Raw genomic sequence first — 25041 nt, 5'->3', positions numbered from 1 at the left:
GACCAGAGGTCGACATTTCGGCCGCGCTTCTATGGCGCGGGCCAGATCTGGTGCGGATGGCTTACATCCGATAGGCGATGGTGTCGTTCCAGAAGCGGTCGAGCCGCTGCAAGGCCCGGTTCATCTGCTTGAACTCGTCGGTGTTGATGCCGCCGACCTGCTCGATCGAGCCGACATGGCGCTCATAGAGACCAGCGACGACGTCAGCCACCTCGTTGCCCTTCGGCGTCAGCGAGACACGGACCGAACGACGGTCGATGCGCGAGCGCTGGTGGTTGATGAAGCCGAGATCGACCAGCTTCTTCAGATTGTAGGACACGTTCGAGCCGAGATAATAACCACGCGAGCGCAGCTCACCGGCGGTCAGCTCGGAATTGCCGATGTTGAAGAGCAGCAGCGCCTGGATGGCATTGATGTCGGAACGACCGTTGCGGTCGAATTCGTCCTTGATGACATCAAGCAGACGGCGGTGCAGCCTCTCGACCAGTTGCAGCGATTCCATGTACAGCGAGCGGATAGCCTCGCGGCGGTCATCGGAAACGGTGGCGGTCTTCGCCGCCGGACGCGAATTGATCATTGTCTTTGCCTCTCGTTTGTCGCCCTGGTGATTTTTTGTTTTTCACCTTGATCGCGACACTATCGAATACTCATAAAATTCGACTTAAACGCTAGGGCTAACAAGAGCTTACCGGTAAGAGGTTTCAGAAGAGGCTTAACGAACGGTCACCCGAGCAAGGATAATTAACCTAAAGGCTTAGGCACTTATCGCAAGGCTCAATCCGGGCGTTCGCCAAGTCGTCAATGTGCTCAAAGGCCTAGTGCCGAACCGGGCGTTTCTGCAGCCAGATGACGACGCGAAAGACGATATAGAGCAGCGCCACCGCCGCGTGCGAGATGACAACCAGCAGCCGATGGCCGAAAAGCTCGGGGAAACCCGCATACATGACCGTCTCGGTGACCGCGCAGATGAACCAGATAACCGGCCCCCACGAGGCCAGCATCCACAACCCCGCCGCGGCAAAGGGGAAAAACACGGCGAGCACCACCGCCGCCACCTGCCAGTGCACCGGCATCAGATCGAAGCGCCACAGCGGACCCGGATAGAAGCCGATCAGCTTGATCCAGTACAGGATGCCGAACAGCAGGCAGTAACCCGCGATGACGCGCTGGAACCAGGCGAAGATCACCTCGACCGTCGAGGGCTGCAGCAAGACGCGTCTCGACGTCACCTCGCTCATACCTGGAGTTCCCGGTCGCCGAGCGGAGCGAAATAGGCCTCGACCTCCACCTCGCCGACCGCGTCGAGGCTTGCCGGCCGCCATTGCGGCTTCGACCCCTTGTCGATGATGGCGGCGCGGATGCCTTCGTAGAAATCGTGGCCGGCAAGCATGCGGTTGAGGATGCGGAACTCCATCTTCATGCACTCGTCCATCGACAAGGTCTGCCCGGCGCTGATCTGCCGCCAGGCGACGCGAAGGCTGGTGGGCGAGCGCGTGCGCATCGTCGCCAGCGTCTTGGCCGCGAATTCGTCGGTGCCCGCCGCGCAGTTCAGGCTGTCGATGACATCCTGCAGCGACGGCTGGGCGAAATGGCGGGAGATCGCTTCCAGCGTCGGCCTGTCGGTCTCCCGCTTTGCCGGGACGAAGAAACCGCGCAGCACCGATTCCGGATCGCCGGTCAGCGCCAGCCGATCGAGGAAGCTTGCCTGGTCTTCGGCCTTGATGGTGTGGGTGGCCAGCCCCGACCACAGCGCATCGCCATAGCGGATGCGGTTGCCGGTCAAGGCCAGATACATGCCGAAGGAGCCGCCAAGGTCGGGCAGCAGATGGCTGGCGCCGACATCCGGGAAAAAGCCGATGCCGACCTCCGGCATGGCGAACTGGGCATTCTCGGTCATCACCCGATGCGAGCCGTGAAAGGAAATGCCGACCCCGCCGCCCATGACGATGCCGTCAATGAGCGCCACGTAGGGCTTCTTGAAGCTGTTGATGCGGGCGTTCAACCGATACTCGTCGGCGAAGAACTCGACCGGCGGCTTCCCGGCCCGGCCGGCCTGATAGACGTGCAGGATGTCGCCTCCGGCCGAAAACGCCCTGCCCTCGGCCTTGACGACGACGACATCCACGCCGTCGTCGCGCTCCCAGGCACGCAGGGCCGCGCCCAGCGCCTTGACCATGCGATGGGTGACGGCGTTGAGTGCCTGCGGCCGCGTCAGCGTGACGACGCCGGCCCTGCCCAAGCGCTCGAAGCGAATGTCGTCGCCTCCATCAAAGTCCATCGCCAGAGAATCCCTCCCCCGCGCCTGCGGGACTGAAGTGCTAAAGGCGGCGCCTGGGTGCGTCAATGGCAGCAGCCTCCGCGCCGTGGTCTTGGCGACCGGCGGCGGCCGGTGCTACGAAGATCGCCGCCGTCGCAAGCGACGCCGATATTGCGGCGTGGACGGCTTCGGGGAACAGTTGGCCATGCCCGGATTTCTTCGTGCCGTGCTTTTGACGGTCGTACTTGTGACAACCGGCCTTGCACCGCGTGCTGCATTCGCCATCACGACCGACGATCTCTACCAGTCGCGGACCATCGTCACCGGACAAGGCGAGGTGAACCGCAGGATAGGCTTCAGGGATTGCCTGGACCGGGTTCTGGTCAGGGCTTCAGGCGATCAACGCCTGCTTGCGAAACCCGAAATCGCCGCTCTGCGCGACAAGGCCGGCGACTTCGTCGACACCTTCCGCTACCACGACCGGCTGGAAGGCATTCCGATCCATGACGAGCAAGGCACGCATGACCGGCCGCATGATCTGACCTGTCTCTACAAGCCCGCCACGATCGACAAGCTGCTCGCGCAGCTCGGCAGCAAGCCCTGGCTTGGCGATCGACCGACGCTTACCGTCTTTCTGACCGTCGAACAGGGCGCGAGGCATTTCGCGCTCAGCGCCCAGGAGGAGCGTGGCAAGACGATGCGCGAGTCTTTCGCCAATGCCTGCGAGCCGCTGTTGATGCATGTGGCATTTCCGAAGGCAGCGCAGTTGGCCGGGTTAGAAAAAGCGCTGCGCACCGACGACATGGCAAGGCTGGACCTGCTGGCCAAACAGGCCGGTGGCGCGCAAGCGCTCGTCGGCAGCATCGTATGGAGCGACAAGGAGCTCGGCTGGATCGCCGATTGGCGACTGGCCGGTCACGGCAAGACCTATCGCTGGCAGGTACGCGGCGTCAGCTTCGACGAGGCGTTCCGTGTGGCAATCGGCGGCGCGGCACAGATTCTTTCCGGCAATGGCCAGCCTTGACCGGATGGGCATGACGGGACAGCGCCCCTCTGCTCTGCCGAGCATCTCCCACGAGGGTGTAGCGCGCAAAATCGTTTGGCACCTCCGCGCAACTTCATTTGGCACTAACTTCTAGGTCCCCGGTGACGTCCGCCTTGGTCGTCTCGGGGACGTTGTTCGCCAGCCGGTAGTGTCTCAGATTGAATTTTTGGGCGGCCAAAGATACCAAGCGAGCATAAGCGCCGCGACAATCCAGACCGCGACAACAAACGCCATGCCTGCACGGCTCACAGGCTTGGCTTGCCTTGTCGCCTCGTCTCGGAACTCCTGCATGAGGTCGGCAGGTACCAGCTTGACGGCAAGCATGATGCCGAGCGGCACGATGATCAGATCGTCCAGATAGCCGATGACCGGAATGAAGTCCGGTATCAAGTCGATAGGGCTGAGCGCATAGGCAGCGACAGCGCCGGCAATAGCCTTAGCGTACCATGGGACGCGAGGATCGCGCGCGGCCAACCACAACGCCAGCACATCGCGCTTGATGGCCTTTGCCCATTGCCTGACTGATTGAAGTACGGTCAGGCGGAACTCGCTTTTTGTAGGTGCCGCGCTTGCCGGGCCTTGGCGCAACAGCTCTCGCGAAGGTCTTCCATCGAACAGAGAATTGAAAATTCAAACTGAGACACTACCCGCCAGCCCTGGTCTAGGAAATTGATGCCGCGAGTTGTCATGACGCGATAAGAACACTACCCGTTTTAGGTTCCCGACTTGTTCACGGCGGCTTCGTCGAGCTCCGCTTCGATGTTGTTGCTTACGGGCTTCCGGGCAACGGCCCCGTCCAAAGGCTCCCCGTCGAAACCCTGTAGCAAGACCTCAACGTGCTCCTGCCAATACTCCGGCACGGCACGCTCTTTACCGTCCTTGCGGGCCTGGACGCGATACATCCAGGCATAATTGGCGTGCTCCTGATCTTTCTTCGCTAGGCCATCCCGTTCCCCCTACCGGCCGAGCGGCTGCTTCGAAAGAGCGAGCAGTTCGGCCTCGTCGGTCACTCCAGCCATATAGTTCGCGATGATCCGGGACGCGAGCGCCTCGCGCGCATCATGTGGAAGATCATCCTTGAGCCGGTCGAAAACACGCCCCAGCAGTTCAACCTCGGATGGCTCAAAGTTCCCAGCCTCACGAGCCTTGTGTCGGATTGGCATTGCTCACCTCAACAACCGGACGCTGCGATAAAATCACAGCGCCCGCCAAAGGCAACCCATCAATTCTCCTCCCAGAAATCGAGCAGCTTGGCGTGGCGGAGATCCTGCGCGCCCTACAGCGTTTTCACCCTGCCGACGAGGCCGGGCTTCAGCCATTCGGCCTTGTCCATCTTATGCCCCTTGGGCACTGGGCCGCCAACCTTGCCCTGCACGCGGTCCCAGAGCGCTTTGCGCTTATCTGCCTTGAACGCGACGAAGGCGCCGCCTCTGCAGCGGCCGGCGTCTGCCATCAACACCTGGCAGCCTTTCCCGGTGCGCGCTGCACGCCGATGATATGCATCTCCTTTTCGTCGAAACACTTGATCTTACGCCGCTGCACGGTCGGACCGCTGCGATAACGCCAGCCGTGGCGGCCTTTCCCGCCGATTATCATCTTTTCCCAGCTTTAGCCGGCAGATGCCATCCGATGTTGCGCGTTACAGAGGGGGAGATTGGCGGCTTCGGGCTGGCACAATCGTGTCGCATTGGTCAGCGGCAAGGGCTCGTGGTAAAACTCGCTGATCCGGAGTATTGGCCATGAACAAATTCACCCCGACAAAGCCGGCCGGCGCGCGCAGCGTCGACGACGTCACCGGCAGCCGCCGCCTGCGTCGCATGCGCAAGGCCGACTGGTCGCGCAGGCTCGTGCAGGAGAACCGGCTTACGGTCGACGACCTGATCTGGCCGATCTTCGTTGTCGAGGGCAAGAACGTATGCGAGCCGATCGCCGCCATGCCGGGCGTCTTCCGCCTGTCGGTCGATCTTGCCGTCAAGGAGGCCGAACGCGCGGCCAAGCTCGGCATTCCGGCACTCGCCACCTTCCCCAATATCGAACTGGCCTTACGCGACCAGACCGGCTCGCACATTCTCGACCCGGAAAACATCATCAACCGCGCCACCCGCGCGATCAAGGACGCGGTGCCCGGGATCGGCATCATCACCGACGCGGCGCTCGATCCATTCACCAGCCACGGCCATGACGGCATCCTGCGCGACGGCATTATCGTCAACGACGAAACGGTCGAACAGGTCGCGGCGGCGGCCGTCATCCAGGCAGCGGCCGGCGCCGACATCATCGCCCCGTCCGACATGATGGACGGCCGCATCGGCGCCATCCGCGACGCGCTCGACGCCAACGGTTTTCAGGACGTGGCGATCATGTCCTATGCGACCAAGTTCGCCTCGGCCTTCTACGGCCCCTATCGCGAGGCGGTCGGCACCGCCGGCCTGCTCAAGGGCGACAAGAAGACCTATTACATCGACCACGCCAATTCCGACGAGGCGGTGCGCGAAGCCGAACAGGATATCGCCGAAGGCGCCGACATGCTGATGGTCAAGCCTGGCCTGCCCTATCTCGACATCATCCGGCGGCTGAAGGATGAATTCCAGATGCCGACCTTCGCCTACCAGGTGTCGGGCGAATATTCGATGATCAAGGCGGCGGGCGCCAATGGCTGGATCGACGGCGAGAAGGCGATGCTGGAATCGCTGCTCGCCTTCAAGCGCGCCGGCTGCGACGGTATCTTGACCTATTTCGCCCCCGAAGTGGCCGAAATGCTGAAGGGATAGTCCCGGCGGTAAAGCCTTTCAGTAGATGTCACCACTCTTTCGACCGGTTGGCGTTTCTTTTGTATTCCCGCAGACAAAAACCGGCAGCTGCGGCTATGATGCCGGCACGGCCGCAGGCGGCCGGCAGCCCGCAACTCGCCAGGAGGTATGGCGAACGCCTCCAGAGGATGCTTCCTGACCGTTTCACCGTCGGGCGAAGGCGTCGGCAATGGGGGGCACTGACGAAGACATCGCCGTGACCCGAGGAAACGGACATGCTTGCCTATCGTGATGCCAGGACCATGGCGAAAGCCATGCGGGAAGCGCTTGCCGACCGCGACCTGACGATCAACCACAGCGAGGCGCTGGACATCGTCGCGCGCCAGTTCGGACTAGCCAGCTGGAACATCCTGTCGGCGAAGATCGAGGCGTCGCCTGGCAGGCAGGAGACGATCGTCTTCGAACGGACGGCGCCGATCGTGCGCATCTTCGACGTTGCCAAGGCCCACGAATTCTACCTCGGCTTCCTCGGGTTCAGCGTGGACTGGGAGCATCGCTACGGCGACAACTTCCCGCTTTACACGCAGGTTTCGCGCGGCGACCTTATCCTGCACCTGTCCGAACATGCCGGCGACGCGACACCCGGCGGGAATATGGTCGTCTACATGAGAGGCATTCGCGACTTCCACAAGGAACTTGCGGGCAAGGACTACCGCTACATGAAACCCGGCCTGGAACATGGGGACGGGCGGCTGACGGTCGAGGTCATCGACCCGTTCAGCAACCATATCCGCTTCATGGAACTCACTGGTGAATGAGCTGATGGGGCGGCCCATTCCGGCGGCCGCCAGTTGCCGTCGAACCGATCATCACGAAACAATACGGACATCGCCTGGCGGCGAGGCCCGGGTACTTGCCTTTCGCCTTGGAAAATAGCGCTTGCAATTCGCAATCAGTTTGCTACACAACAACTGATTGCAAAATACAACTGGTTATCGAGGAGACTTTCATGTCCAAGCTGCGTGTCAACGCATTCACCCTGTCGCTCGACGGCTATGGCGCCGGTCCCGATCAGGATCTGCAAAATCCGCTCGGCATCGGCGGGGAATCCTTGCACAAGTGGTTTGTCGACACTCGCACTTTCCGTGAGATGGTGCTCGGACAAGATGGCGGCACCACCGATATCAACGAGGCGTTCGCGGCGCGCAGTTTCGAAAATATCGGCGCCTGGATCCTCGGCCGCAACATGTTCGGGCCGATCCGCGGCGAATGGCCTGACAACAGCTGGAAGGGCTGGTGGGGCGACAACCCTCCCTACCATGTGCCGGTTTTCGTGCTGACGCACCACGAGCGGGCGCCCATCACGATGGAAGGCGGCACGATCTTTTATTTTGTGACCGACGGCATCCATTCGGCGCTCGAGCAGGCGAAGGCGGCCGCCGGCGGCAAGGACGTGCGGATCGGCGGCGGCGTCGCCACCATCCGGCAATATCTGCGGGAGAGGTTGATCGACGAGATGCATCTGGCAATCTCGCCGGTGCTGCTTGGCAAGGGCGAGAACCTCTTCGCCGGCCTGGACATGCTGAAGCTCGGCTATCAATGCACCGAGCAGGTGGCGACGCCGCTTGCCACGCATGTGGTGATCAAGCGGGCGTAGTTGCGGCTCTTTCTCCCCGTCACCATGCGGGGGAGAAATGCCCGGTAGGGCAATGAGGGGCAGCGCTGACGTTTGGAAGTTAGAGCGTCCGACGGCAATAAATTCATCAACGCCAGCGCTGCCCCTCATCCGCCCTTCGGCGTTCGTCGTTCGAAAAGCCAGGCAGTTGGCTTTTCGTCTGCTGCGCAGACCACTTCTCACATCCCCGTGAAACGGGGAGAGGGAAAAAGTTCTCAATATTTCTCCGGCACGTAAAGCTCGCGCGGCAGCGTCTGGCGCTCGTATTCAGGATTGAAGACGCGTTCCGGCAGCGTGATCTCCTCGTGCGGCACCTCTTCATACGGCATCTGCTTGAGCAGATGATCGATGCAGTTCAGCCGCGCCCGCTTCTTGTCATTGCCCTCGACGATGAACCAGGGCGCCTCTGGAATGTTGGTACGAGCGAAGGTCTCTTCCTTGGCCTTGGTGTACTGTTCCCAGCGCACGCGCGACTGCAGATCCATCGGCGATAGCTTCCACTGCTTCATCGGGTCATGGATGCGCATCAGGAAGCGCATCTGCTGCTCCTCGTCGGTGATCGAGAACCAGTATTTGACCACGGTGATGCCGGATCGCACCAGCATGCGCTCAAACTCGGGAACGTCGCGGAAGAATTCCTCGACCTGGCCCGCATCGGCAAAACCCATCACCCGTTCGACGCCGGAGCGGTTGTACCAGGAGCGGTCGAACAGCACGATCTCGCCGCCTGCCGGCAGATGCGGGACATAGCGCTGGAAGTACCATTGCGACTTTTCGCGCTCGGTCGGAGCCGGCAGCGCGACGACACGGCAGATACGCGGGTTGAGCCGCTGGGTGATGCGCTTGATGACGCCGCCCTTGCCGGCGGAATCGCGGCCCTCGAAAATCACCACCAGCTTCTTCTTGTGGTAGGCGACCCAGGACTGCAGCTTGATCAATTCGGACTGCAGGGTGATCAGGTCGCGAAAATATTGCATGCGGTCGATCGAAGGCGGATGCGCGTTCTTGTAGATCTTGGCGATCTCCATCGACAGCGCCGGCTCCGACATTTCGAGCTCATAATCTTCGTCGAGCGTGTCGGCGAGTTCGGCTTCGAGCCAGTCCTTGGCGGGAGAATTCTGTCTTAGCTCAGTCATTTGCACTGCTCCGCTTGCAAGCCCTGTCGGTTCCCGTGCGGCGCCCCAAATTGCTGGCCAGCAGCCGGGAAGGGAAACACCTGAGCCGACTTCAATATAGACCGGCAGTGACGGTTTTATTGCAGCCCAGGCGCGATATAGCGGCCGCTGGGGCCCATGTCCAATCGATCCATCGCCATGGCATGGCGACAAGCCGGCCCTATTGTCCTACAAATCCCCGCTGCATTCCGGGCTGCCCTTTGGCCCCGCCCCCATTCAACACAATCGCGAGGACTGACATGGAGTACCGCACCCTTGGCCGTTCGGGCCTGAAGGTTTCGACACTGACTTTGGGCACCATGACCTTCGGCGGCACCGGGCCCTTCGCCGCGGTCGGCAACAGCGATCTTGCCGAAGCCAGGCGCATGATCGACATGTCCATCGACGCCGGCATCAACCTCATCGACACCGCCAATGTCTATTCCAACGGCCTGTCGGAGGAGATCATCGGCGAGGCGCTCGGCGGCAAGCGCAGGAACGACGTGCTGATCGCCTCCAAGGCGCGCATGCGGATCGGCAGCGGGCCGAACGACGAAGGCCTGTCGCGCCACCACCTGATCCGCGAATGCGAGAAGAGCCTGAAGCGGCTGAAGACCGACGTCATCGATATCTATTTCGTCCACCAGTGGGACGGGCTTACCCCGATCGAGGAAACGGTCGCGGCGCTCGACACTTTGGTCCACCAGGGCAAGGTGCGCTATATCGGCTGCTCCAACTGGTCCGGCTGGCAGGTGATGAAGGCGCTGTCCATCAGCGACAGCCGTCACCAGCAGCGCTTCGTCACCCAGCAGATCCACTACACGCTGGAGGCACGCGAGGCTGAATATGAACTGCTGCCGATCTCGGTCGACCAGGGACTGGGCGTGCTGGTCTGGAGCCCGCTCGCCGGCGGCCTGCTGTCCGGCAAATACCACCGCGACAGCCCGACCGCACGGCAACTCGCCGGCTGGTCCGAGCCGCCGATCCGCGACGAGGACCGGCTCTGGCGGATCGTCGATGTGCTGGTCGAGATCGGCAAGGCCCGCGGCGTATCGGCGGCACAGGTGGCACTTGCCTGGCTGCTCGGCCGCCCCGCCGTCTCCTCGCTGGTGATCGGCGCCCGCAACGATGCCCAGCTCAAGGACAATCTCGCGGCCGCAAGCCTGGCGCTCAACCCTGAGGAACGCCAGCGCCTCGACGCGGTCAGCCGCCCGCCCTTGCTCTACCCCTACTGGCACCAGCAATTGACGGCAAAGGATCGCTTCGGACCCGCCGACATGGTTCTCGACCGCAGCGTGATCTGACCATTAGAGCGGTTCGCCGTTTCACGTAAACGGCGAACCGCTCTAACTCTTTGTTTTGACGCAATTCCGTACGGAAACCGTTTCACACTTTTCCTGGAATTGCTCTCGGCGGAGGCGCGCTAGCCCTCGATGAAGCGCCAGAGTTCGGGATCGGATTCGATCTGGCCGCTGAGCACGAAATATTTGTAGAGCACGAGCAGGGAAATCGCCTGCTCGTCCCGCTCATTGGAAAATATCCGGCAATAGGCGTTGGCCGCAGCGATGATGCGCTCGGCCTGTGCCGGATGCCGTTCGAAATAGCGCACCTTTTCGCCGAGATCGGCGAAATCCGGATCGAGCGGCACATAGTGGACATTGGCCTCGAGCTGCCGCTCCGCGAACCATGTCTCGTATGTCGGCGGCGGCATCAGGCAAAGCGACTTCGAGTTCAAGATCCATTTGAGGTTGGTCGCCACGTCATTGCCCTCGAGCGAGACGATGTAGCGGTAGCGCTGATGCTGGCTGATGCTGAGAAAGGGCTTGGCATATTCGGCCGGTGCGTTCGGCTTGTGCGAGCCGGCATCGCAGAATGGCAGGTCGCGCACCGCTTGCAGAAACCGTGTCCTGATCGGATTGTTGAGGTCGCCGCGCCAGACCACCATGGGCAACTTGTCGGCGAGCGGGATGGTGTCAGCGGGCATCTGGAAGTGACGGAACTTGTCGAGCTTCATGATGACCGCGTTCTGGTCGTCATCGCGGATCGGCCGATCCTTCACGATCGCCGGCACCTTCGGCACATCCCTGACGTCACCGAATTCGACGTCGATGAGCAATCCGGGATCGAAATAGCGGGCGAATTCCTTCAGGTCGTAGTAGTACATGGTCGGCGTGAAGGGCAGTTTGCTGATGCGCACCGCGTTGGCGCTTGGCACGAAACCAGCCTGCAGCTTGTTGTAGTAATTCAACCGCCGGCGTGCCGCATCGTCGGAAAGCATGGCCTGTTCAAGGCGAGTGGCCAGCCTGCGGCGAAACAGGGCTTGCGGAATGACATCGCGCACGATGTTTCGCGCATAGTAGAAAACCCTTGCCGACGTCCGCGCAATTGTAGCCATGATTCACTTGGTCAAAACAAACGGGCAGCTCTCAAATACGCTGGCGCCCGCGTTTCCTACATCATTATGGCGCCGATCTGGCAAGCCCCCCGATCGCCGGGGCCGCGCGCGCACACTGTCGTTTCAGCTGTTGTGTTTGACGGCTAATGCTCCTAGGCAGGGTCAGAGCCGCAAGGCAAGTCAAAAGGAGCCGACATGGCGCGAGCACCAAACTACGATCAGGAACGCAAGGAACGCGACCGGCAGAAGGCTGCGAAGAAGGCCGAAAAGCTGGCGGCCAAGGTTGCCGCGCGCGAACGTTCCAAGCCCGAGGCAGAGATCGAAAACGAAACGGCGGAATGACGGCAAAAGGCCCGCACATGCGGGCCTTGCCTCAATCCAGCCTAATGGCTCTGCGTCAGGCAGGAGCCTTGTCGCTGACAAAAACGTCCACTTCGCGCGCCGCGGCGATAAAGGCGCGCCGCGCGATCATGGCCGGCTTGTCGCCGGCCAGCGCATCGTGGCAGGCCTGCAGCGCCGCGCGATGCTTGGGACTGCGCTTGCCGGGCCAGCTGTTGAGGAGGTATTCGGATGCCTCGCGGGCCGTACGCAAGAGCTGAGTGCTGCCCGCCGTGACGGACTTTACGGTCACGGGTGTTTCAAATCGGTTGTTTTCCATCGCCGCTCTTACGCCATCGGCGTCCGTGAAGCGAGGCCGAAAGTGGGCTTGGCGTCAGGCGCCGCCTGTTTTTGCCGGCGAGCGCCCTGCCCTACAGCGGCGCTAAGCAGCCACGACGGCAAATCCCCTGGCGCGAAGGCCGCGTCGGTCGTTGGCGAGCGACGTCACCAGCCGGTCGCGGCTGCCGACGATGTGGGCAGAAAGCAGCCGGGCCGCTTCATCGGCATCGCCAAGGCGTGCCGCGGCCAGAATGGCGCGGTGTTCGGCCCAGGCGCGACCAAGGGCCGCCTCATCACGCACTTCCAGCCAGCGGGCGCGCGACAGGCGCGTCATGGCGTCACGCACGGCCCTGAACAGGAATTCGTTGCCCGACAGGCGCGCCAGCTCGATGTGAAAATCCATGCCGACACGATGCCACTCCTCGCGCGGCGTATTGTCGTCGCAGGAATCGAGCATCGCCTCGATCACGTCGATGGCGCTGCTTTCGGCGTGCATGCATGTCAGCCGGATCGCCGCGACCTCGACCGCTTCGCGATAGACCGCGATCTGCTCGAGCTCTGCCAGATTGATGGGCGATACGGTCCAGCCGCGGCCATCCCTGCCCACCAGCCCCTCGGTCTCCAGCCGCAGCAGTGCTGCCCTGATCGGCGTGCGCGAGGCGCCGAAGCGGCCTTCGATCCAACGCTCTGTCAGTTTCTCGCCTGGACCGATCTCGAGCCCCAGGATCATCTCGCGCAACTGCCGTTCGACATTCTGCATCTGCGACATAGCGCTTCCTTGTTCCGAAGCCGCATTGACAGCAGCTGGGTTGGAGTTCATGACGGATACCATCTTGGTATCCCAAAGTGGTATCCGCGACAAGCGCTGATATCGAGCAGGCAGGACATGACACAGGAAGACACGCAACAGAGCGGCTACAATATCCACTGGCGGCGCAATCTCGCCGTCTGTTTCGCGGGCTCGTTCAGCACGCTCATCGCCATGACCCTCCTGTTGCCCTTCCTGCCGCTTTATGTGGAACAGCTCGGCGCGCAGGGTCATGCCGCCATCGTGCAATGGTCCGGCATCGCCTATGGCGCCACCTTCTTCGCCGCGGCCTTGGTCGCGCCATTGTGGGGGCGGCTGGGCGACCACTACGGCCGCAAGGTGATGCTGGTGCGCGCCAGCTTCGGCATGGCGATCTGCATGTCGCTGACCGGCATGGTCGAGACGGTCTGGCAACTGGTGCTGCTGCGCCTGCTGATCGGCTTTGCCGGCGGCTATTCCTCGGGGTCGACCATACTGGTAGCCATGCAGACGCCCAAGGACCGTTCCGGCTGGGCGCTGGGTGTCCTGTCGGCGGGGATAACGGCCGGCTCGCTGGTCGGCCCGCTGCTGGGCGGTGTGCTGCCGCCGGTGATCGGCATTCGCGCCACCTTCCTTCTGTCCGGCGGCGTCATCTTCCTTGCCTTCCTGGCAACGACCTTCCTCATCAAGGAGACCCCGCGCCCAAAGCCGGCAAAGGCGGAATCGGGCACCAGGCCGAAAAGCGGCTGGTCACGGATTCCGGACAAGCGACCGGTCGTGGCCATGCTGACAACCGGCATGCTGCTGGCCTTCGCCAACATGTCGATCGAGCCGATCATCACCGTCTATGTGCAGCAGCTCATCGAGGATCAGAGCCGGGTGACCATGGTCGCCGGCGTGGTGATGTCGGCGGCTGCGCTGGGCACCATCCTGTCGGCGTCCTGGCTCGGCAAGCTCGCCGACCGCGTCGGCCACTGGAACGTCGTCGTCGGGGCATTGGCCGTCTCGGCCCTGCTGCTCATTCCGCAGGCCTTCATCACCAATGGCTGGCAACTGATCGGATTGCGCTTCGTGATGGGTCTGGCGCTCGGCGGCTTGCTGCCTTGCATCACCAGCGTCATCCGCCACAACATCCCGGATGGCGTCGGCGGCAACGTGCTTGGCCTGGCGATCTCGGCGCAGTATGTCGGGCAGGTTGCGGGACCATTGACCGGCGGCTTCGTCGGCGGTCATTTCGGCATGCGGGCGGTGTTCCTCGGGACATCGGCGCTGATGGCCGGCGGCGCCGTCTACAACTGGATTGTCCAGTCGCGGCGCTTGCGCCATATGGCGCTGGAGTCAAGTGAGTCCTGAGCGGCTCCAGATTGTTGCGAGAGGAGCCGGCCGACATGAATTCCGCCGAACCCAGCCGTCTCCATGTGTTTGCCGGCGGTCTAGTCGGAACCGCGGGCGTGGCGCTGTCGGCAGCGGCCGCGCACCGCGGTGGCGCCTTCACGGGCACCGCCGCCTCATTCCTCTTGATGCACGCGCCGGTCTTCCTCGCCATCGGCCTCGTCGGCGCGAATCGCTGCCTGCGCATTGCGAGCCTCGTCCTGCTTGTCGGGCTCCTGCTTTTCGCGGGCGATCTCCTCGCCCGCGATTTCCTCGGATCGAGACTGTTTCCAATGTCGGCGCCGATCGGAGGCACACTGCTCATCGTCGGCTGGCTGGGGATAGCGATTTCCGCCCTGGTGCGTCCACGTTCCTGAGACCAACTATGCAGGTATCAATCCCTGGGGCGCTCGGTACGAGCCCAAAGATCGCGATTGCGCGCGGCCGGCTTCGTCAGGCGCCGCACCTTCGGCCGCTCGGTAGCCGGGGCGATGCCCCAGTAGTTGCGATAGATGTCCTCGAACAGATGTTTGATGGGATGCATGGCTTTTCTCCCTTGAATTGAATTGAATCGATCCAATTGGCGAACAAATAGAAGCGACGTCAGTTTCGCCTGCGCTCCACAAGGAAGCGAAGGTCGCGAATCCATGGGCCGGCCCTGCCCCGGCGCCTGGAGCCTTTGGCGCCCGACGCGATACTCCAGTGGTTGCGATAGATGTCCTCGAACAGATAGTTGACGGGATGCATGGTGCACCTCCCTTTGTCATTCAGCAGAACAAATCTGCAGCTTGGATCGATTCAAACATATGCCTCTAGGCATTTCCGGTCAAGCAAAATTTGAATCGATCCAACGAAAGTGCTAGATGCAAATCCGGAACGTGCTAAATGCATGTCAGGAGGCATGCCCAATGGCGTCACTCACCGCAGACAATCGAAGACCCGTTCGACTGGCCGACATCGCCAAGGCCGCCGGGGTTTCGCACGGCACCGCATCCAATGTCTTCAGCCGTCCCGAGATCGTGCGCGAGGAAGTCCGCGAACGGGTCAGGGCGGCGGCCGAAGCGATGGGCTATGGCGGACCGGACCCCAAGGGCCGTCTGCTGCGGGCGGGCAAGGTCAACGCCATTGGCGTCGCGACGGCAGAACCCCTCTCCTACTTCTTCGACGACCCCTTCGCGCGTGTGATGATGGCGGGCATCTCGCAGGCCTGCGACGCGACTGGGGCAGGCATCTCGCTGGTCTCGGCCGCCAACAACGAGCAGCTTGCCTGGAACATCCAGAGCGCCCTGGTCGACGGCTTCATCGTCTTTTGTATCGAAGGCGGTTCACGCCTGGTGCAATTGGCACGCGAGCGCAAATTGCCTTTCGTGGCACTCGACCTCGCTTCCGAGGATGGGTCGGTCGCGACAATCGGCATCGACAATGTCGCTGGCGCGGCCATGGCGGCGCGCCATCTCACCGAGCTTGGACATCGCCGCTTTGCCGTGCTGGCGCTCGAGTTTGTCGACGGCAGGACAGGCCCCGTTTCCCCCGAACAGGTGCAAACCGCGGTTTATGTGGGGACGCGAGACCGGCTCACCGGCTATTTCCAGGAGTTGTCGCGGGTAGGCGTCGACACATCCAAAGTACCCGTCTACGAGACCGCCAACGATGTGACCAGCACGATCGCGGCACTCGAGGCGATCTTCGGCGCCGCCGAACCGCCCACGGCGATTCTGGCGATGTCGGACAGGATGGCCCTGGTGGCACTCGAATGGCTGAGAGCGCGCAAGCTCCACGTCCCCAACGATGTTTCGGTCGTCGGGTTCGATGGCGTTCCGGAAGCCGCGGCATCCGAGCCGCCATTGACCACCGTCGCCCAACCGATTGCCGAAATCGGCCGTCTCGCCGTCAAGGCGATCCTGGAAAACGACGGCACGACAAATCGCCGGCAACTGCCTGTCGAACTGATCGTGCGGGCCTCGTCGGCTCCGCCGCGCGGCTGAACCGCCCGGCCCTCAGCGATTAACCCTCGCCACCGCGGAGATGCCAAAAGGCGCACGCACCGGCGTGACATCCTTTTGCGGCGCGCGAACCTTGCCCGAGCCACCGATGGTCGACAGCCATTCGAGATAGAAGGCGAGCGCGAACTGCATGGCGATGCCGGCCGAAAGCAGCAGGGTGTCATAGGCAAACCCGCCCGGATTGATCAGTTTCATCACCTGCGCGAGCATGGCGATCACCGTGCCGGCGATGAAGACCGGCAGCGAGCGTTTTCCCAGTATCGCCAGCGGGTGATCAGGGCCGGTGCGGAACAGATTCGACAGCGCCGGCAAGACGACGATGAGGTAGCTGACCGCCAGAATGTGCAACAAACGCGGCAGCGACAGGAAGGTCTTGTCGAAGCCGCCGATGACCACGGGAAGCTTGAACCAGGTTATCTGCCCCCAGAGCGGGCTGTGCACCCAGACCAGCGCCGTCGCCACATAGGCCGCGGCCGCGCCGACCAGCCAGCGGTTGACCGGAATGACGCCGCCGCGCCTGACATGCAGCATGGCCGCGACGCCGATGTTGAACAGGAACTGCCAGGACAGCGGGTTCAGGAACCAGAAGCCGGGCTCGGGATAATTGGGCGGGGCGATCTGCCAGATGCCGGCGACGAGCCACAGCGCACCGGAGGCGGCAAGTGCCGCGACGGGCCGGTAGCTGATGAACAGGACGAAGGCCGGGGCCATCAGAAGCAGCGCGGCATAGACCGGCAAGATGTTGTTGTAGCCAAGCTGATGGCCGAGCGTGACGATGCCGACCAGCACTTCCGGCGTGTTCTTCATCAATGGCTCGATGTTGATGAGTTCCAGCAGTTCCGGCCGCCTGGTGAACACGGCCACCGTGCAGAACAAGGCGATCACCACCATCGTCGTGACGATATGGGCGACATAGAGCATGCCTGCGCGCCGCCACATCTTCAGCGTGGCCAGAAGCCGGCCACCCGGCCGGAACTTCGTGCCGTAGGCGAGCGCGACAGAAATGCCGGAAATCAGCACGAATGCCTCGGCCGCGTCCGAAAAACCGAAATTCTTGTAGGTCAGGGTCTCGAACGCCGTGCCCGGCACATGATCGATGAAAATGGTCAGCAACGCCAATGCGCGCAACACATCGATACGCGTATCGCGTTCGGGCGAAATAGGGGTAGTCATCGACAAAAGGCCTCAAAGCTGGTTGTTCATGTCCAGCAATGCGACCCCCGGCGCACCGCTTCGATTCCTCCCACGCGGAGTATATCGGCGCATAAACGGGCCGGAATGCGCCAGGTTCAATCAACTTTCGCGGAGCATGAAAATATTGCGTTTTGAAGCCGGCAAAATGAGCAGAACCTCATATAATCAAGGGGATGCGGGATGATCGGCGACGGCATCGAAAACAGCCCGCTGCTCATGGATCTGCCCTTTCCCTATCGCCTCCTGGGCGCCGGCAAGGAGAACCGTGAGTGTCTGTTCCTGCTGCATGGATCGGGTGTGGACGAGACCACTCTGGTGCCGCTGGCGAGACGGATCGCGCCCACAGCCACGCTGGTCGCGGCGCGTGGCCGCATCCCCCAGGAAGGCGGTTTCCGCTGGTTCGAGCGAATAGACCCGACGCGCTTCGAACAGAAAAGCATCCTTGCCGAAACGGCGGCTTTCGCGACATTCGCGAGCGAGGCCGCCAGCCGCCATGGGGTTAATCTCGATCACGCAACTTTTCTCGGCTATTCGAACGGCGCCAATCTGGTTTCCAGCCTGATGCTGCTTCATCCAGGCATCGTCCGCCGGGCTGCGCTGTTGAGACCTATGCCGGTGCTCGACGATGTGCCGGCGACGGATCTCGCTGGAATACGGACGCTGCTCATCGCCGGAGCCGCCGACGAGACTTACGGGCCGTTCGCGCCGGCGCTGGTGACGCTGCTCAGCCGGCACCACGCCGAGGTCGACGCCCGGATCATTGCGTCAGGCCATGATATCGGCGATCCGGACGCGGCGATCGTCAGGCAATGGCTGCATATGAGCTGATAGGCTGAACCGGCGGGTGCCGTCCCGATCAAGACTCGGCCACGATCCCTGTCTCCGCTCCGGCAATCAGCAGAGCAAGTCCGCACGCCCGCAGTCTTTCCAGGAACGGTTTGGGTCGCGGGCGCGGCGCTTTATGTCCTGTGCCTGCCTCTGCTCTTCGGCGCCCGGCGAGCCGAACCGCTGCAGGAAGCGGCTGAATAAGTGCGACAAAAGTAACTATTCACCAACGAAATGGCCCGGGGCTTCCATTGTCCACAGCGGCGACATATGTCTGTTACATCCGCTCTATCGAGATACTGTTCACTGAGGGGAGGTCTGCATGGCCGACAAGAACAGCATCACTTTGCTCGACGACACTTCGCAATTGCCTGTCATCGCGGCCAATCCGGCCGAAATCGCCAGGATTGAAACCGGCATCGACGTGCGCGACCGCGCCGCGATTTCGGTCTTCGGCGACCGCGCCCAGCAGGCCGTCAGCGACTACGCCGACAAAATCCTGTCCCAGTTGCGCAACCGCGATCTCGGCGACACCGGCGACCTGCTGACCGACATCATCATGAAAGCCAAGAACCTTGATCCGGCTTCGCTGAAGGATCAGGGGTTTTTGAGCAATCTGTTTTCCTCCTTCAAGGCGAGGCTCGAGCGCTTCAAGGAGAAATACGAGGACGTGGCGGGGCAGATCGACCGCATCGGCCTGGAACTCGACCGCCACAAGGACACGCTGCGACGCGATATCGCCGTGCTCGACGACCTGCACGAGCAGACGAAGGACTCCATCGTCAAGCTTGATGCCTATGTGCAGGCGGGCAAGAAATTCGTCGACGATTATCGAACCAACGAGCTGCCCAAACTGAAGGCCGCAGCGGATTCGGCCGGCGGCGACGTTGGCGGCACGCTGGAGGCGCAGACCTACCAGGACGCGGTGCAGGCGCTGGACCGTCTGGAAAAGCGCGTCTTCTACCTGGTGCAGGCGCGCCAGCTCGGTATCCAGCAATTGCCGCAGATCCGCATCGTCCAATCCGGCGACGAGACGCTGATCGAGAATCTACAGGCGACGTCGGCGCTGACCGTGCCGGCCTGGAAGCAGAAAATGGTCATCCTGCTTGGGCTGACCAACCAGAAATCGGCGCTCGAACTGCAAAAGACGGTGACCGACGCCACCAACGAGATGATCCGCCAGACCTCCAAGATGATGAAGGACCAGGCGATCTCGATCGAAGAACAGGCGCAGCGCGGCATCGTCGACGTCGAAACGCTGGCGCAGGCCAATCGCGACCTCATCGACACGGTGCAGGGCGTGCTGAAGGTCCAGCAGGAGGGCCGCCAGAAGCGGGCCGACGCTGAAAAGCAGATGGACCAGATGACGCTCGATCTGAAGAAAGCGCTGACCCAGGCCTGATCGGAACCGCCATGCCGAAGACGCTGACGTCCGTTCTGCTGCTGGCCATCGCGGTGCTTCTGGCCGCCTGCAATTCGAGCAACGTCAAATTCTCGATCGTCTCGGGTTCCGAAAACACGGTGCTGGAGCCGATCGTACAGGAATTCTGTGCCAAACAAGGCGCCACCTGCACCTTCGCCTATGAAGGCTCGCTCGACATCGGCCTTGGCCTGCAGCGGCCTGCAGGCCTCGACCAGGACGCGGTCTGGCCGGCTTCGAGTGTGTGGGTGGACCTGTTCGATTCCAGCCGCAAGGTGCGCAATTTGACCTCGATCGCGCAGATGCCGGTCATTCTGGGGGTGCGCAAATCCAAGGCCGAAGAGCTTGGCTGGGTCGGCAAGCCGGTCTTCATGAAGGATATCCTGGCCGCGGTGAAGGACGGCAAGCTCAAATTCCTGATGACCTCGGCGACGCAGTCCAATTCCGGCGCCAGCGCCTATCTGGCGATGCTGTCCAGCGCGCTCGGCGGCAAGGAAGTGATCGAGCCCGGCGATCTCGACAATCCCAACGTGCGTGAAACGGTGAGTGCACTGCTGCAGGGCGTCGAGCGTTCGTCCGGCTCGTCGGGCTGGCTCGCCGATCTCTATGTCGACAGCGCCGGCAAGGGCACCGTCTATGACGCGATGTGGAACTATGAGGCGACGCTGAAGGAGACCAACGACAGGCTGAAGCAGATGGGCAAGGAGCCGCTCTATGCCGTCTATCCGGCCGAAGGCGTCGCGGTCGGCGATTCTCCGCTCGGCTTCATCGATCATGGGCGCGGCCCGGAGGTGGAAAAATTCTTCACCGACCTGCTCGCCTATCTGCAATCGGACGCGGTGCGCAAACGCATCGCCGACACCGGCAGACGGCTGCCGCTTGGCGGCGCGGCGATCCAGGCCGCAGCCGAACCCGACTGGAATTTCGACCCGGGCAAACTGGTGACGTCGATCCGCATGCCGGAGCCGGCGGTTATCCGCAAGGCGCTCGACCTCTACCAAGAGGCGCTGCGCAAGCCATCGCTGACGGCACTGTGCTTCGACTTCTCCGGCTCGATGGAGGACAAGGGCGAGAAACAGCTGCAGGCCGCCGCACAGTTCCTGTTCACGCCGGAAAAAGCCAGCCAGGTGCTGGTACAGTGGACCCCGTCCGACCACATTTTTGTGCTGCCGTTCGACAGTGTCGTCCGCGCCCATTTCGCAGCGACCGGCGATGCGGCCGGGCAGGCCCAGTTGCTGGCTGCCGTCGCCGACCAGCACGCCGGCGGCGGCACCGACATGTATGCCTGCGCCCAACAGGCGCTGCAGCAGATCACCGCGACGCCGGATCTGCCAAAATACCTGCCGGCGATCATCATCATGACGGATGGCAGGACCGACGGCAGCGCCGACTTCTTCCTCCAGCAATGGCGCAAGGCGCCGGTGCGCGTGCCGGTGTTCGGCATCACCTTCGGCGATGCCGACAAGAGCCAGCTCGACAGCCTTGCCAAGGTGACTTCGGCGCGCGTATTCGACGGCAGCGGTGATCTGGCGGGCGCCTTCCGCGCCGCCCGCGGCTACAACTGAGATGCGCGGCTAGGATGCGTGGCTTGTTCGGCAACGACTGGAACTGGATCGTGGCGGGCCTTGTCTCGGCGGCGTTGCTGATCGGGCTGAGCCTGCTTACCGATTTTCCGTTCCTGGTGTCGGCAGTCATCGCGGCTTTGGTCTTTGCCGGACTGGTGTTCGTGCTGGCGCCGCGCCAGCTGTTCGAAGGCCTCGATCTGAATTCGTTCTCCGGCAGCCGGGTCGCGTTCGCCCGCGAGCTTCTGGCACAGGCCCAACCGGCCGCGGACCGGCTTGCCGCCGCTGCAGGCACGATTGCCGACAAGGAGATGAAGGCGAAGGTGAAGAACCTCTCCGACATCGCCGCCGATGTGATTTCCAAGGTCGAGGCCAAGCCCGACAGCGCGCCTTCGGTGCGGCGCTTCCTCACCTACTACGTGCCGCAGGCGGCAGAGGTAGCGGAAGGCTACGCAACGCTGGCCAACCGGCGTGCGCCCAGCCAGGCGCGGCTGGCGAATGTCGGCGCGGTCATCACCAAGCTGCAAGACGGGTTCGTGCACTATGCCGACAGCCTTGCCGACTCCGAACTCGGTACGCTCGACGTAGACCTGCGACTCATTCAGGAGTCGCTGAAAGAGGATATTGGTCGCTGATGGCCATTTCGCGCCGCGCTTTTGGACTGGGTCTGCTGGGTGCGGCCGCCGCCGGCACCGGCGGCTATCTGACGCTCAAGGATCGCCCCGAATTCCGCGGCTATCTCGGCAACAAGGCGCATCTGTTCGGCTTCATCGGAGGCGAGAAGCAGGCTTTTCTTGCCGATCCGGACGTGGCCCATGCGCTCGGCGGCTACGGGCTGGAACTCGACGCGCGTGTCGCCGGCTCGGTCGAGATGGTGCGGGAAGCAGCACTTTTGTCGCAGAAGCCACAGTTCCTGTGGCCATCCTCCTCGATCATGGTCGATCTCGCCCGTAAGAGCGGTGTCGCGATCCGCAACGATCAGGTGGTGCTGAACTCGCCGCTGGTCGTCTACACCTGGGGACCGGTGGTCGAAGGGTTGAAGAAGAGCGGGCTGGTCACGGTCGCCGCCAAGGGCGGCTACAACCAGCTCGATCTCAAGGCCTTGCTCGACGCCATTCTTGCCGGCAAGAACTGGTCGGATCTCGGCATCGGCGACCTCTATGGCCGGGCGCGCATCGTCTCCACCGATCCCAACCGCTCCAATTCCGGCTTCATGTTCGCCGGCCTTGTGCTGAGCCTGATGAGCGGCGACGTGGCGACGCAGGAGCTGCTGGCTCAGCACGGCGACCAGGCCAAGGCGATCTTCCGCAGCATGGGCCTGAAATCGTCATCGTCAGGAAAACTGTTCGACCAGTACATCGCCGGTGGCCTTGGCGCCGAGCCGATGGTGATCGGCTACGAAAACCAGCTGGTCGAATGGGCGCTCGCCGACCCGGCGCGCTGGCAAAGGGTACAGGCCGGCATGGGGGCCAAGCCCGAAATCCTCTACCCCAGGCCGACCGTCTACTCCGCGCATCCGCTGATCGTCATCGACCCGGCGGTCGACCGGCTGCTGGAGGCGCTGACCAGCCCGAAGCTGCAACAGCTTGCCTGGTCCAAGCACGGATTTCGCGGGCCGCTCGGCACCGTGGCGGGCGACGCTGACGCCATCGCTGGCGTAAGGCCGGCTGAGATCGAGGCGGTACTGCCCATGCCGTCGGCCGACGTCATGCTGGCGCTGCTCGACCAGATGGACGGCTGAGCAATTCCAGGAAGGAAGCCGGTTCAGCCTCGCCCCATCCTGTTCCAGGCATCGAGCCCGGCGATCTTGTAGGCTTCCGCCAGCGTCGGGTAGTTGAAGGTGTTGTTGACGAAGAAGTCGACGGTGCCGCCGAGATTGATGACGGCCTGGCCGATATGGATGAGTTCGGTGGCACCCTCGCCGACAATGTGCGCGCCGAGCAGGCGGCGCGTTTCGATCGAGAACAACAGCTTCAGGAAGCCGGTGTTGACGCCCATGATGTGGCCGCGCGAGGTCTCGCGGAAGCGCGCCACGCCAACCTCATAGGCCGCACCACTCTCACGCACCTGTTCTTCCGACTGGCCGACCGTCGAGATTTCCGGCACAGCGTAGATGCCATAGGGAAAGGTTTCCGGTGGCGGCGGCAAGGGCACGCCGAAAGCATGGCAGGCAGCCACCCTGCCCTGCTCCATCGAGGTGGAGGCCAGGCTCGGGAAACCGATGACGTCGCCGGCGGCGTAGATGTTGGGGACGTTGGTCTGGAACGTCTGCGGATCGACTTTGATGCGGCCTCGGGAGTCGGCTTCGATGCCGACCACGTCCAGCCCCAGGCTGCCGACATTGCCGGTGCGGCCGGCCGCATAGAGCACGACTTCCGAACGGATGGTGCGGCCATCGGCCAGTTCCACTTCGGCCGTTTCGGGCTTGGAGCGGATTTCCTTCACCGCGCTGCCAAGCCTTATCGTCATGCCGCGATCGCGCATCTGGTGGATGAAATCGTCGACGATCTCGCGGTCGACGAAATCGAGGATGGAGTGACGCGGCTCGACCAGCGTCACCGGCACATCGAGCGCGGAAAAGATCGTGGCGTATTCGACGCCGATGACACCGCCGCCGATGACCGTCAGCGTGCGCGGCAGACGGTCGAGCTCCAGCATCTCATCGCTGTCGAAGACGCGGGTCTTGTCGAAGGGCACATCGCGCGGCCGGTGCGGCCTGGTACCGACCGCGATCAGCGCGTTGGCAAAGCCGACTTCGCTGTAATCGCCATTGTCCGATGTCAGGCTGACCTTGTTGGGGCCGAGAAATTTCACCGCCGCGCGTGCGCTCTTGACCGTATTGCGCATGAACTGGTGCTGCAACACCTCGACTTCATGGTCGAGTGTCTTGTGCAGGCGCTCGATCAGGTCGCCTACGGAAATGTCCTGCTTAACCCGGTAGCCGCGCCCGTAAAAGCCGCGCTCGCGCCAGCCCGAAAGATTGAGCACGGTTTCGCGCAGCGTCTTCGAGGGGATAGTGCCGGTGTGCACGGAGACGCCGCCAAGACGCCGGCCGCGGTCGACCACCAGCACCGATTTGCCCAGCTTGGCCGACTGCACCGCGGCGCGGCGGCCGGAGGGGCCGCTGCCGATGACCAGCATGTCATAGTCCATAGTGCCCCGTCCCTCTGCCCTTGAGCGCCTTTGTTGCGCCGCAGCAAGCTAATGCCATCCGCACGGCAAATTCAACCGATTCGGATTGTGTCCCGCCTCGCTCTTGCCCTGCGCGCCGGAGAGAGCCCCGACCTTGATTCCGACACAGGCCTTTACCATTTCATTTACGAGCGGCCCGCACCCTATGTCGGGCCTTGTTACGAGGAAATGACATGAACGCGCGCGTTCTCGACGGCGAAATCATCAACACCCGGCTTGACGATGTCAGGGCCTATGAAGGCGTGCGCACACGGCGCATCCTCGCCTTCGTGCTCGACTACGTCATCGTCGCGCTGCTCACTATTCCCTTCGCCATACTGGTGTTCTTCCTCGGGCTTTTGACCCTCGGTCTCGGCTGGATGCTGTTCGGCGTCCTGGTGCCGACCGTCGCCATTCTCTACATCTGGAACACGCTGGGCAGCGCCGACCAGGCGACCACGGGCATGAAGATGATGGGCATCCGCCTCGATCGTCTCGACGGAAGGCCGATCGATGGGCTGACCGCGGTCGTCCATTCCGTGCTGTTCTGGGCGGGCAACGTCATCCTGTCGCCGCTGGTGCTGCTGGTGACCTTGTTCTCCGACCGCAAGCGCACGCTGCACGATCTTCTGCTCGGCACGGTGGTCAGCCGTAGCGGCCGCTAAAGATGTTTTCCGGGGCTTTCCCGCCTTGTCGGCGCAATGTGAAGGCGTTCGCATGCCCGCATCTTCACAATCCTGTTGAATTTTTTGCTTTCCGCGCCAAAGGTAGAGCG

At 62.6% G+C, this 25041-nt stretch carries 28 protein-coding genes; 16 read left to right on the top strand and 12 right to left on the bottom strand.

Features of this window, described 5'->3' with window-relative positions; all coding sequences use genetic code 11:
- Window positions 1–61 precede the first annotated feature (61 nt).
- The 3 genes from ldtR to ACWGS8_RS28565 form a co-directional block, all read right to left on the bottom strand.
- A complete protein-coding gene (gene ldtR, locus ACWGS8_RS28575; RefSeq protein ID WP_454584067.1) occupies window positions 62–577 on the bottom strand; it encodes a transcriptional regulator LdtR in 516 nt (171 codons plus the stop codon).
- 238 nt (window positions 578–815) lie between these two features.
- Window positions 816–1238 (bottom strand): DUF6163 family protein, encoded by a 423-nt coding sequence (locus ACWGS8_RS28570; RefSeq protein WP_454584066.1) that lies wholly within the window; start codon window positions 1236–1238, stop codon window positions 816–818.
- Window positions 1235–2278: an enoyl-CoA hydratase/isomerase family protein gene (locus ACWGS8_RS28565; RefSeq protein ID WP_454584065.1), complete on the bottom strand. Its 1044-nt coding sequence runs from the start codon at window positions 2276–2278 to the stop codon at window positions 1235–1237. Before ACWGS8_RS28565 ends, ACWGS8_RS28570 begins: the two co-directional genes overlap by 4 nt.
- A gap of 184 nt (window positions 2279–2462) precedes the next feature.
- Between ACWGS8_RS28565 and ACWGS8_RS28560 the strand changes: the two genes are divergently transcribed.
- Window positions 2463–3281 carry a DUF2066 domain-containing protein gene (locus tag ACWGS8_RS28560; RefSeq protein ID WP_454584064.1) on the top strand — a complete coding sequence of 273 codons (819 nt, stop codon included), beginning with the start codon at window positions 2463–2465 and terminating at the stop codon, window positions 3279–3281.
- A gap of 174 nt (window positions 3282–3455) precedes the next feature.
- Here the strand turns inward: ACWGS8_RS28560 and ACWGS8_RS28555 are convergent, their stop codons facing one another.
- Both ACWGS8_RS28555 and ACWGS8_RS28550 read right to left on the bottom strand, forming a co-directional pair.
- The gene (locus ACWGS8_RS28555; protein WP_454584173.1) at window positions 3456–3842 is read right to left on the bottom strand and encodes a YkvA family protein; all 387 of its coding nucleotides are present in this window, start codon (window positions 3840–3842) and stop codon (window positions 3456–3458) included.
- 416 nt (window positions 3843–4258) lie between these two features.
- Complete coding sequence (locus ACWGS8_RS28550) at window positions 4259–4465, bottom strand: hypothetical protein (protein WP_454584063.1); 207 nt, start codon at window positions 4463–4465, stop codon at window positions 4259–4261.
- Here ACWGS8_RS28550 and ACWGS8_RS28545 point away from each other — a divergent pair.
- The 4 genes from ACWGS8_RS28545 (at window position 4459) to ACWGS8_RS28530 (ending at window position 7709) form a co-directional block, all read left to right on the top strand.
- Entirely contained in the window at window positions 4459–4863 is a 405-nt protein-coding gene (locus ACWGS8_RS28545; RefSeq protein ID WP_454584062.1) for a hypothetical protein, read from the top strand. The genes ACWGS8_RS28550 and ACWGS8_RS28545 overlap by 7 nt on opposite strands.
- Window positions 4864–5041: 178 nt before the next feature.
- On the top strand, window positions 5042–6073 hold the full coding sequence (gene hemB, locus ACWGS8_RS28540) for a porphobilinogen synthase (protein ID WP_454584061.1): 1032 nt from the start codon (window positions 5042–5044) through the stop codon (window positions 6071–6073).
- Between the two features lie 254 nt (window positions 6074–6327).
- Window positions 6328–6870, top strand: coding sequence for a glyoxalase superfamily protein (locus tag ACWGS8_RS28535; protein WP_454584060.1), 543 nt, complete (start codon window positions 6328–6330; stop codon window positions 6868–6870).
- Between the two features lie 191 nt (window positions 6871–7061).
- Window positions 7062–7709 (top strand): dihydrofolate reductase family protein, encoded by a 648-nt coding sequence (locus ACWGS8_RS28530; protein WP_454584059.1) that lies wholly within the window; start codon window positions 7062–7064, stop codon window positions 7707–7709.
- A 233-nt stretch (window positions 7710–7942) separates the two neighbouring features.
- Here the strand turns inward: ACWGS8_RS28530 and ppk2 are convergent, their stop codons facing one another.
- Entirely contained in the window at window positions 7943–8863 is a 921-nt protein-coding gene (gene ppk2, locus ACWGS8_RS28525; protein ID WP_044550210.1) for a polyphosphate kinase 2, read from the bottom strand.
- Window positions 8864–9141: 278 nt separating this feature from the next.
- Here ppk2 and ACWGS8_RS28520 point away from each other — a divergent pair, with 278 nt between their 5' ends.
- A complete protein-coding gene (locus ACWGS8_RS28520) occupies window positions 9142–10185 on the top strand; it encodes an aldo/keto reductase (protein WP_454584058.1) in 1044 nt (347 codons plus the stop codon).
- Between the two features lie 119 nt (window positions 10186–10304).
- On the opposite strand, the gene ACWGS8_RS28515 is transcribed toward ACWGS8_RS28520, so the two are convergent.
- Window positions 10305–11276 carry a glycosyl transferase family 90 gene (locus tag ACWGS8_RS28515; protein ID WP_454584057.1) on the bottom strand — a complete coding sequence of 324 codons (972 nt, stop codon included), beginning with the start codon at window positions 11274–11276 and terminating at the stop codon, window positions 10305–10307.
- Between the two features lie 195 nt (window positions 11277–11471).
- Here ACWGS8_RS28515 and ACWGS8_RS28510 point away from each other — a divergent pair, with 195 nt between their 5' ends.
- Window positions 11472–11618, top strand: coding sequence for a hypothetical protein (locus ACWGS8_RS28510; RefSeq protein ID WP_019857598.1), 147 nt, complete (start codon window positions 11472–11474; stop codon window positions 11616–11618).
- A 55-nt stretch (window positions 11619–11673) separates the two neighbouring features.
- Here the strand turns inward: ACWGS8_RS28510 and ACWGS8_RS28505 are convergent, their stop codons facing one another.
- Together ACWGS8_RS28505 and ACWGS8_RS28500 are read right to left on the bottom strand one after the other, a co-directional pair.
- Complete coding sequence (locus tag ACWGS8_RS28505) at window positions 11674–11934, bottom strand: DUF982 domain-containing protein (RefSeq protein WP_454584056.1); 261 nt, start codon at window positions 11932–11934, stop codon at window positions 11674–11676.
- Between the two features lie 102 nt (window positions 11935–12036).
- Window positions 12037–12702 carry a GntR family transcriptional regulator gene (locus tag ACWGS8_RS28500; RefSeq protein WP_454584055.1) on the bottom strand — a complete coding sequence of 222 codons (666 nt, stop codon included), beginning with the start codon at window positions 12700–12702 and terminating at the stop codon, window positions 12037–12039.
- A gap of 117 nt (window positions 12703–12819) precedes the next feature.
- Here ACWGS8_RS28500 and ACWGS8_RS28495 point away from each other — a divergent pair, with 117 nt between their 5' ends.
- Both ACWGS8_RS28495 and ACWGS8_RS28490 read left to right on the top strand, forming a co-directional pair.
- A complete protein-coding gene (locus ACWGS8_RS28495) occupies window positions 12820–14073 on the top strand; it encodes a multidrug efflux MFS transporter (protein WP_454584054.1) in 1254 nt (417 codons plus the stop codon).
- Between the two features lie 35 nt (window positions 14074–14108).
- On the top strand, window positions 14109–14468 hold the full coding sequence (locus ACWGS8_RS28490; protein WP_454584053.1) for a DUF423 domain-containing protein: 360 nt from the start codon (window positions 14109–14111) through the stop codon (window positions 14466–14468).
- 17 nt (window positions 14469–14485) lie between these two features.
- Here ACWGS8_RS28490 and ACWGS8_RS28485 read toward each other — a convergent pair whose 3' ends face one another.
- A complete protein-coding gene (locus tag ACWGS8_RS28485; protein WP_454584052.1) occupies window positions 14486–14635 on the bottom strand; it encodes a hypothetical protein in 150 nt (49 codons plus the stop codon).
- A 364-nt stretch (window positions 14636–14999) separates the two neighbouring features.
- Here ACWGS8_RS28485 and ACWGS8_RS28480 point away from each other — a divergent pair, with 364 nt between their 5' ends.
- The gene (locus ACWGS8_RS28480; RefSeq protein WP_454584051.1) at window positions 15000–16076 is read left to right on the top strand and encodes a substrate-binding domain-containing protein; all 1077 of its coding nucleotides are present in this window, start codon (window positions 15000–15002) and stop codon (window positions 16074–16076) included.
- Window positions 16077–16088: 12 nt separating this feature from the next.
- Here the strand turns inward: ACWGS8_RS28480 and ACWGS8_RS28475 are convergent, their stop codons facing one another.
- Window positions 16089–17267: an OpgC family protein gene (locus ACWGS8_RS28475; protein WP_454584050.1), complete on the bottom strand. Its 1179-nt coding sequence runs from the start codon at window positions 17265–17267 to the stop codon at window positions 16089–16091.
- Window positions 17268–17468: 201 nt separating this feature from the next.
- Between ACWGS8_RS28475 and ACWGS8_RS28470 the strand changes: the two genes are divergently transcribed.
- The 5 genes from ACWGS8_RS28470 to ACWGS8_RS28450 all read left to right on the top strand — a co-directional run bounded on the left by ACWGS8_RS28470 (window position 17469) and on the right by ACWGS8_RS28450 (window position 22836).
- A complete protein-coding gene (locus tag ACWGS8_RS28470) occupies window positions 17469–18116 on the top strand; it encodes an alpha/beta hydrolase (protein ID WP_454584049.1) in 648 nt (215 codons plus the stop codon).
- A 319-nt stretch (window positions 18117–18435) separates the two neighbouring features.
- Window positions 18436–19515: a toxic anion resistance protein gene (locus tag ACWGS8_RS28465; RefSeq protein WP_454584048.1), complete on the top strand. Its 1080-nt coding sequence runs from the start codon at window positions 18436–18438 to the stop codon at window positions 19513–19515.
- An 11-nt stretch (window positions 19516–19526) separates the two neighbouring features.
- On the top strand, window positions 19527–21098 hold the full coding sequence (locus ACWGS8_RS28460; RefSeq protein ID WP_454584047.1) for a substrate-binding domain-containing protein: 1572 nt from the start codon (window positions 19527–19529) through the stop codon (window positions 21096–21098).
- 14 nt (window positions 21099–21112) lie between these two features.
- Window positions 21113–21730, top strand: a complete 618-nt coding sequence (locus tag ACWGS8_RS28455; protein WP_454584046.1) for a 5-bromo-4-chloroindolyl phosphate hydrolysis family protein — start codon at window positions 21113–21115, stop codon at window positions 21728–21730.
- On the top strand, window positions 21730–22836 hold the full coding sequence (locus ACWGS8_RS28450) for a hypothetical protein (RefSeq protein WP_454584045.1): 1107 nt from the start codon (window positions 21730–21732) through the stop codon (window positions 22834–22836). Before ACWGS8_RS28455 ends, ACWGS8_RS28450 begins: the two co-directional genes overlap by 1 nt.
- A 23-nt stretch (window positions 22837–22859) precedes the next feature.
- Here ACWGS8_RS28450 and sthA read toward each other — a convergent pair whose 3' ends face one another.
- Window positions 22860–24248 (bottom strand): Si-specific NAD(P)(+) transhydrogenase, encoded by a 1389-nt coding sequence (gene sthA, locus ACWGS8_RS28445; RefSeq protein WP_454584044.1) that lies wholly within the window; start codon window positions 24246–24248, stop codon window positions 22860–22862.
- Between the two features lie 212 nt (window positions 24249–24460).
- Here sthA and ACWGS8_RS28440 point away from each other — a divergent pair, with 212 nt between their 5' ends.
- Window positions 24461–24931 (top strand): RDD family protein, encoded by a 471-nt coding sequence (locus tag ACWGS8_RS28440; protein ID WP_454584043.1) that lies wholly within the window; start codon window positions 24461–24463, stop codon window positions 24929–24931.
- Window positions 24932–25041 lie beyond the last annotated feature (110 nt).

Source organism: Mesorhizobium sp. 43Arga, assembly GCF_053714255.1.
This window is presented reverse-complemented; position numbering and strand designations above follow the sequence as displayed.

Coding starts and splice junctions, on each gene's coding strand:
- ACWGS8_RS28460 (WP_454584047.1), top strand. CDS start 19,527: ATGCCGAAGACGCTGACGTCCGTTCTGCTGCTGGCCATCGCGGTGCTT.
- ACWGS8_RS28480 (WP_454584051.1), top strand. CDS start 15,000: ATGGCGTCACTCACCGCAGACAATCGAAGACCCGTTCGACTGGCCGAC.
- ACWGS8_RS28440 (WP_454584043.1), top strand. CDS start 24,461: ATGAACGCGCGCGTTCTCGACGGCGAAATCATCAACACCCGGCTTGAC.
- ACWGS8_RS28520 (WP_454584058.1), top strand. CDS start 9,142: ATGGAGTACCGCACCCTTGGCCGTTCGGGCCTGAAGGTTTCGACACTG.
- sthA (WP_454584044.1), bottom strand. CDS start 24,248: ATGGACTATGACATGCTGGTCATCGGCAGCGGCCCCTCCGGCCGCCGC.
- ACWGS8_RS28565 (WP_454584065.1), bottom strand. CDS start 2,278: ATGGACTTTGATGGAGGCGACGACATTCGCTTCGAGCGCTTGGGCAGG.
- ACWGS8_RS28475 (WP_454584050.1), bottom strand. CDS start 17,267: ATGACTACCCCTATTTCGCCCGAACGCGATACGCGTATCGATGTGTTG.
- ACWGS8_RS28490 (WP_454584053.1), top strand. CDS start 14,109: ATGAATTCCGCCGAACCCAGCCGTCTCCATGTGTTTGCCGGCGGTCTA.
- ppk2 (WP_044550210.1), bottom strand. CDS start 8,863: ATGACTGAGCTAAGACAGAATTCTCCCGCCAAGGACTGGCTCGAAGCC.
- ACWGS8_RS28485 (WP_454584052.1), bottom strand. CDS start 14,635: ATGCATCCCATCAAACATCTGTTCGAGGACATCTATCGCAACTACTGG.
- ACWGS8_RS28570 (WP_454584066.1), bottom strand. CDS start 1,238: ATGAGCGAGGTGACGTCGAGACGCGTCTTGCTGCAGCCCTCGACGGTC.
- ACWGS8_RS28535 (WP_454584060.1), top strand. CDS start 6,328: ATGCTTGCCTATCGTGATGCCAGGACCATGGCGAAAGCCATGCGGGAA.
- ACWGS8_RS28510 (WP_019857598.1), top strand. CDS start 11,472: ATGGCGCGAGCACCAAACTACGATCAGGAACGCAAGGAACGCGACCGG.
- ACWGS8_RS28530 (WP_454584059.1), top strand. CDS start 7,062: ATGTCCAAGCTGCGTGTCAACGCATTCACCCTGTCGCTCGACGGCTAT.
- ACWGS8_RS28560 (WP_454584064.1), top strand. CDS start 2,463: ATGCCCGGATTTCTTCGTGCCGTGCTTTTGACGGTCGTACTTGTGACA.
- ACWGS8_RS28465 (WP_454584048.1), top strand. CDS start 18,436: ATGGCCGACAAGAACAGCATCACTTTGCTCGACGACACTTCGCAATTG.
- ACWGS8_RS28500 (WP_454584055.1), bottom strand. CDS start 12,702: ATGTCGCAGATGCAGAATGTCGAACGGCAGTTGCGCGAGATGATCCTG.
- ACWGS8_RS28450 (WP_454584045.1), top strand. CDS start 21,730: ATGGCCATTTCGCGCCGCGCTTTTGGACTGGGTCTGCTGGGTGCGGCC.
- ACWGS8_RS28495 (WP_454584054.1), top strand. CDS start 12,820: ATGACACAGGAAGACACGCAACAGAGCGGCTACAATATCCACTGGCGG.
- ACWGS8_RS28505 (WP_454584056.1), bottom strand. CDS start 11,934: ATGGAAAACAACCGATTTGAAACACCCGTGACCGTAAAGTCCGTCACG.
- ldtR (WP_454584067.1), bottom strand. CDS start 577: ATGATCAATTCGCGTCCGGCGGCGAAGACCGCCACCGTTTCCGATGAC.
- ACWGS8_RS28455 (WP_454584046.1), top strand. CDS start 21,113: ATGCGTGGCTTGTTCGGCAACGACTGGAACTGGATCGTGGCGGGCCTT.
- ACWGS8_RS28550 (WP_454584063.1), bottom strand. CDS start 4,465: ATGCCAATCCGACACAAGGCTCGTGAGGCTGGGAACTTTGAGCCATCC.
- ACWGS8_RS28470 (WP_454584049.1), top strand. CDS start 17,469: ATGATCGGCGACGGCATCGAAAACAGCCCGCTGCTCATGGATCTGCCC.
- ACWGS8_RS28515 (WP_454584057.1), bottom strand. CDS start 11,276: ATGGCTACAATTGCGCGGACGTCGGCAAGGGTTTTCTACTATGCGCGA.
- hemB (WP_454584061.1), top strand. CDS start 5,042: ATGAACAAATTCACCCCGACAAAGCCGGCCGGCGCGCGCAGCGTCGAC.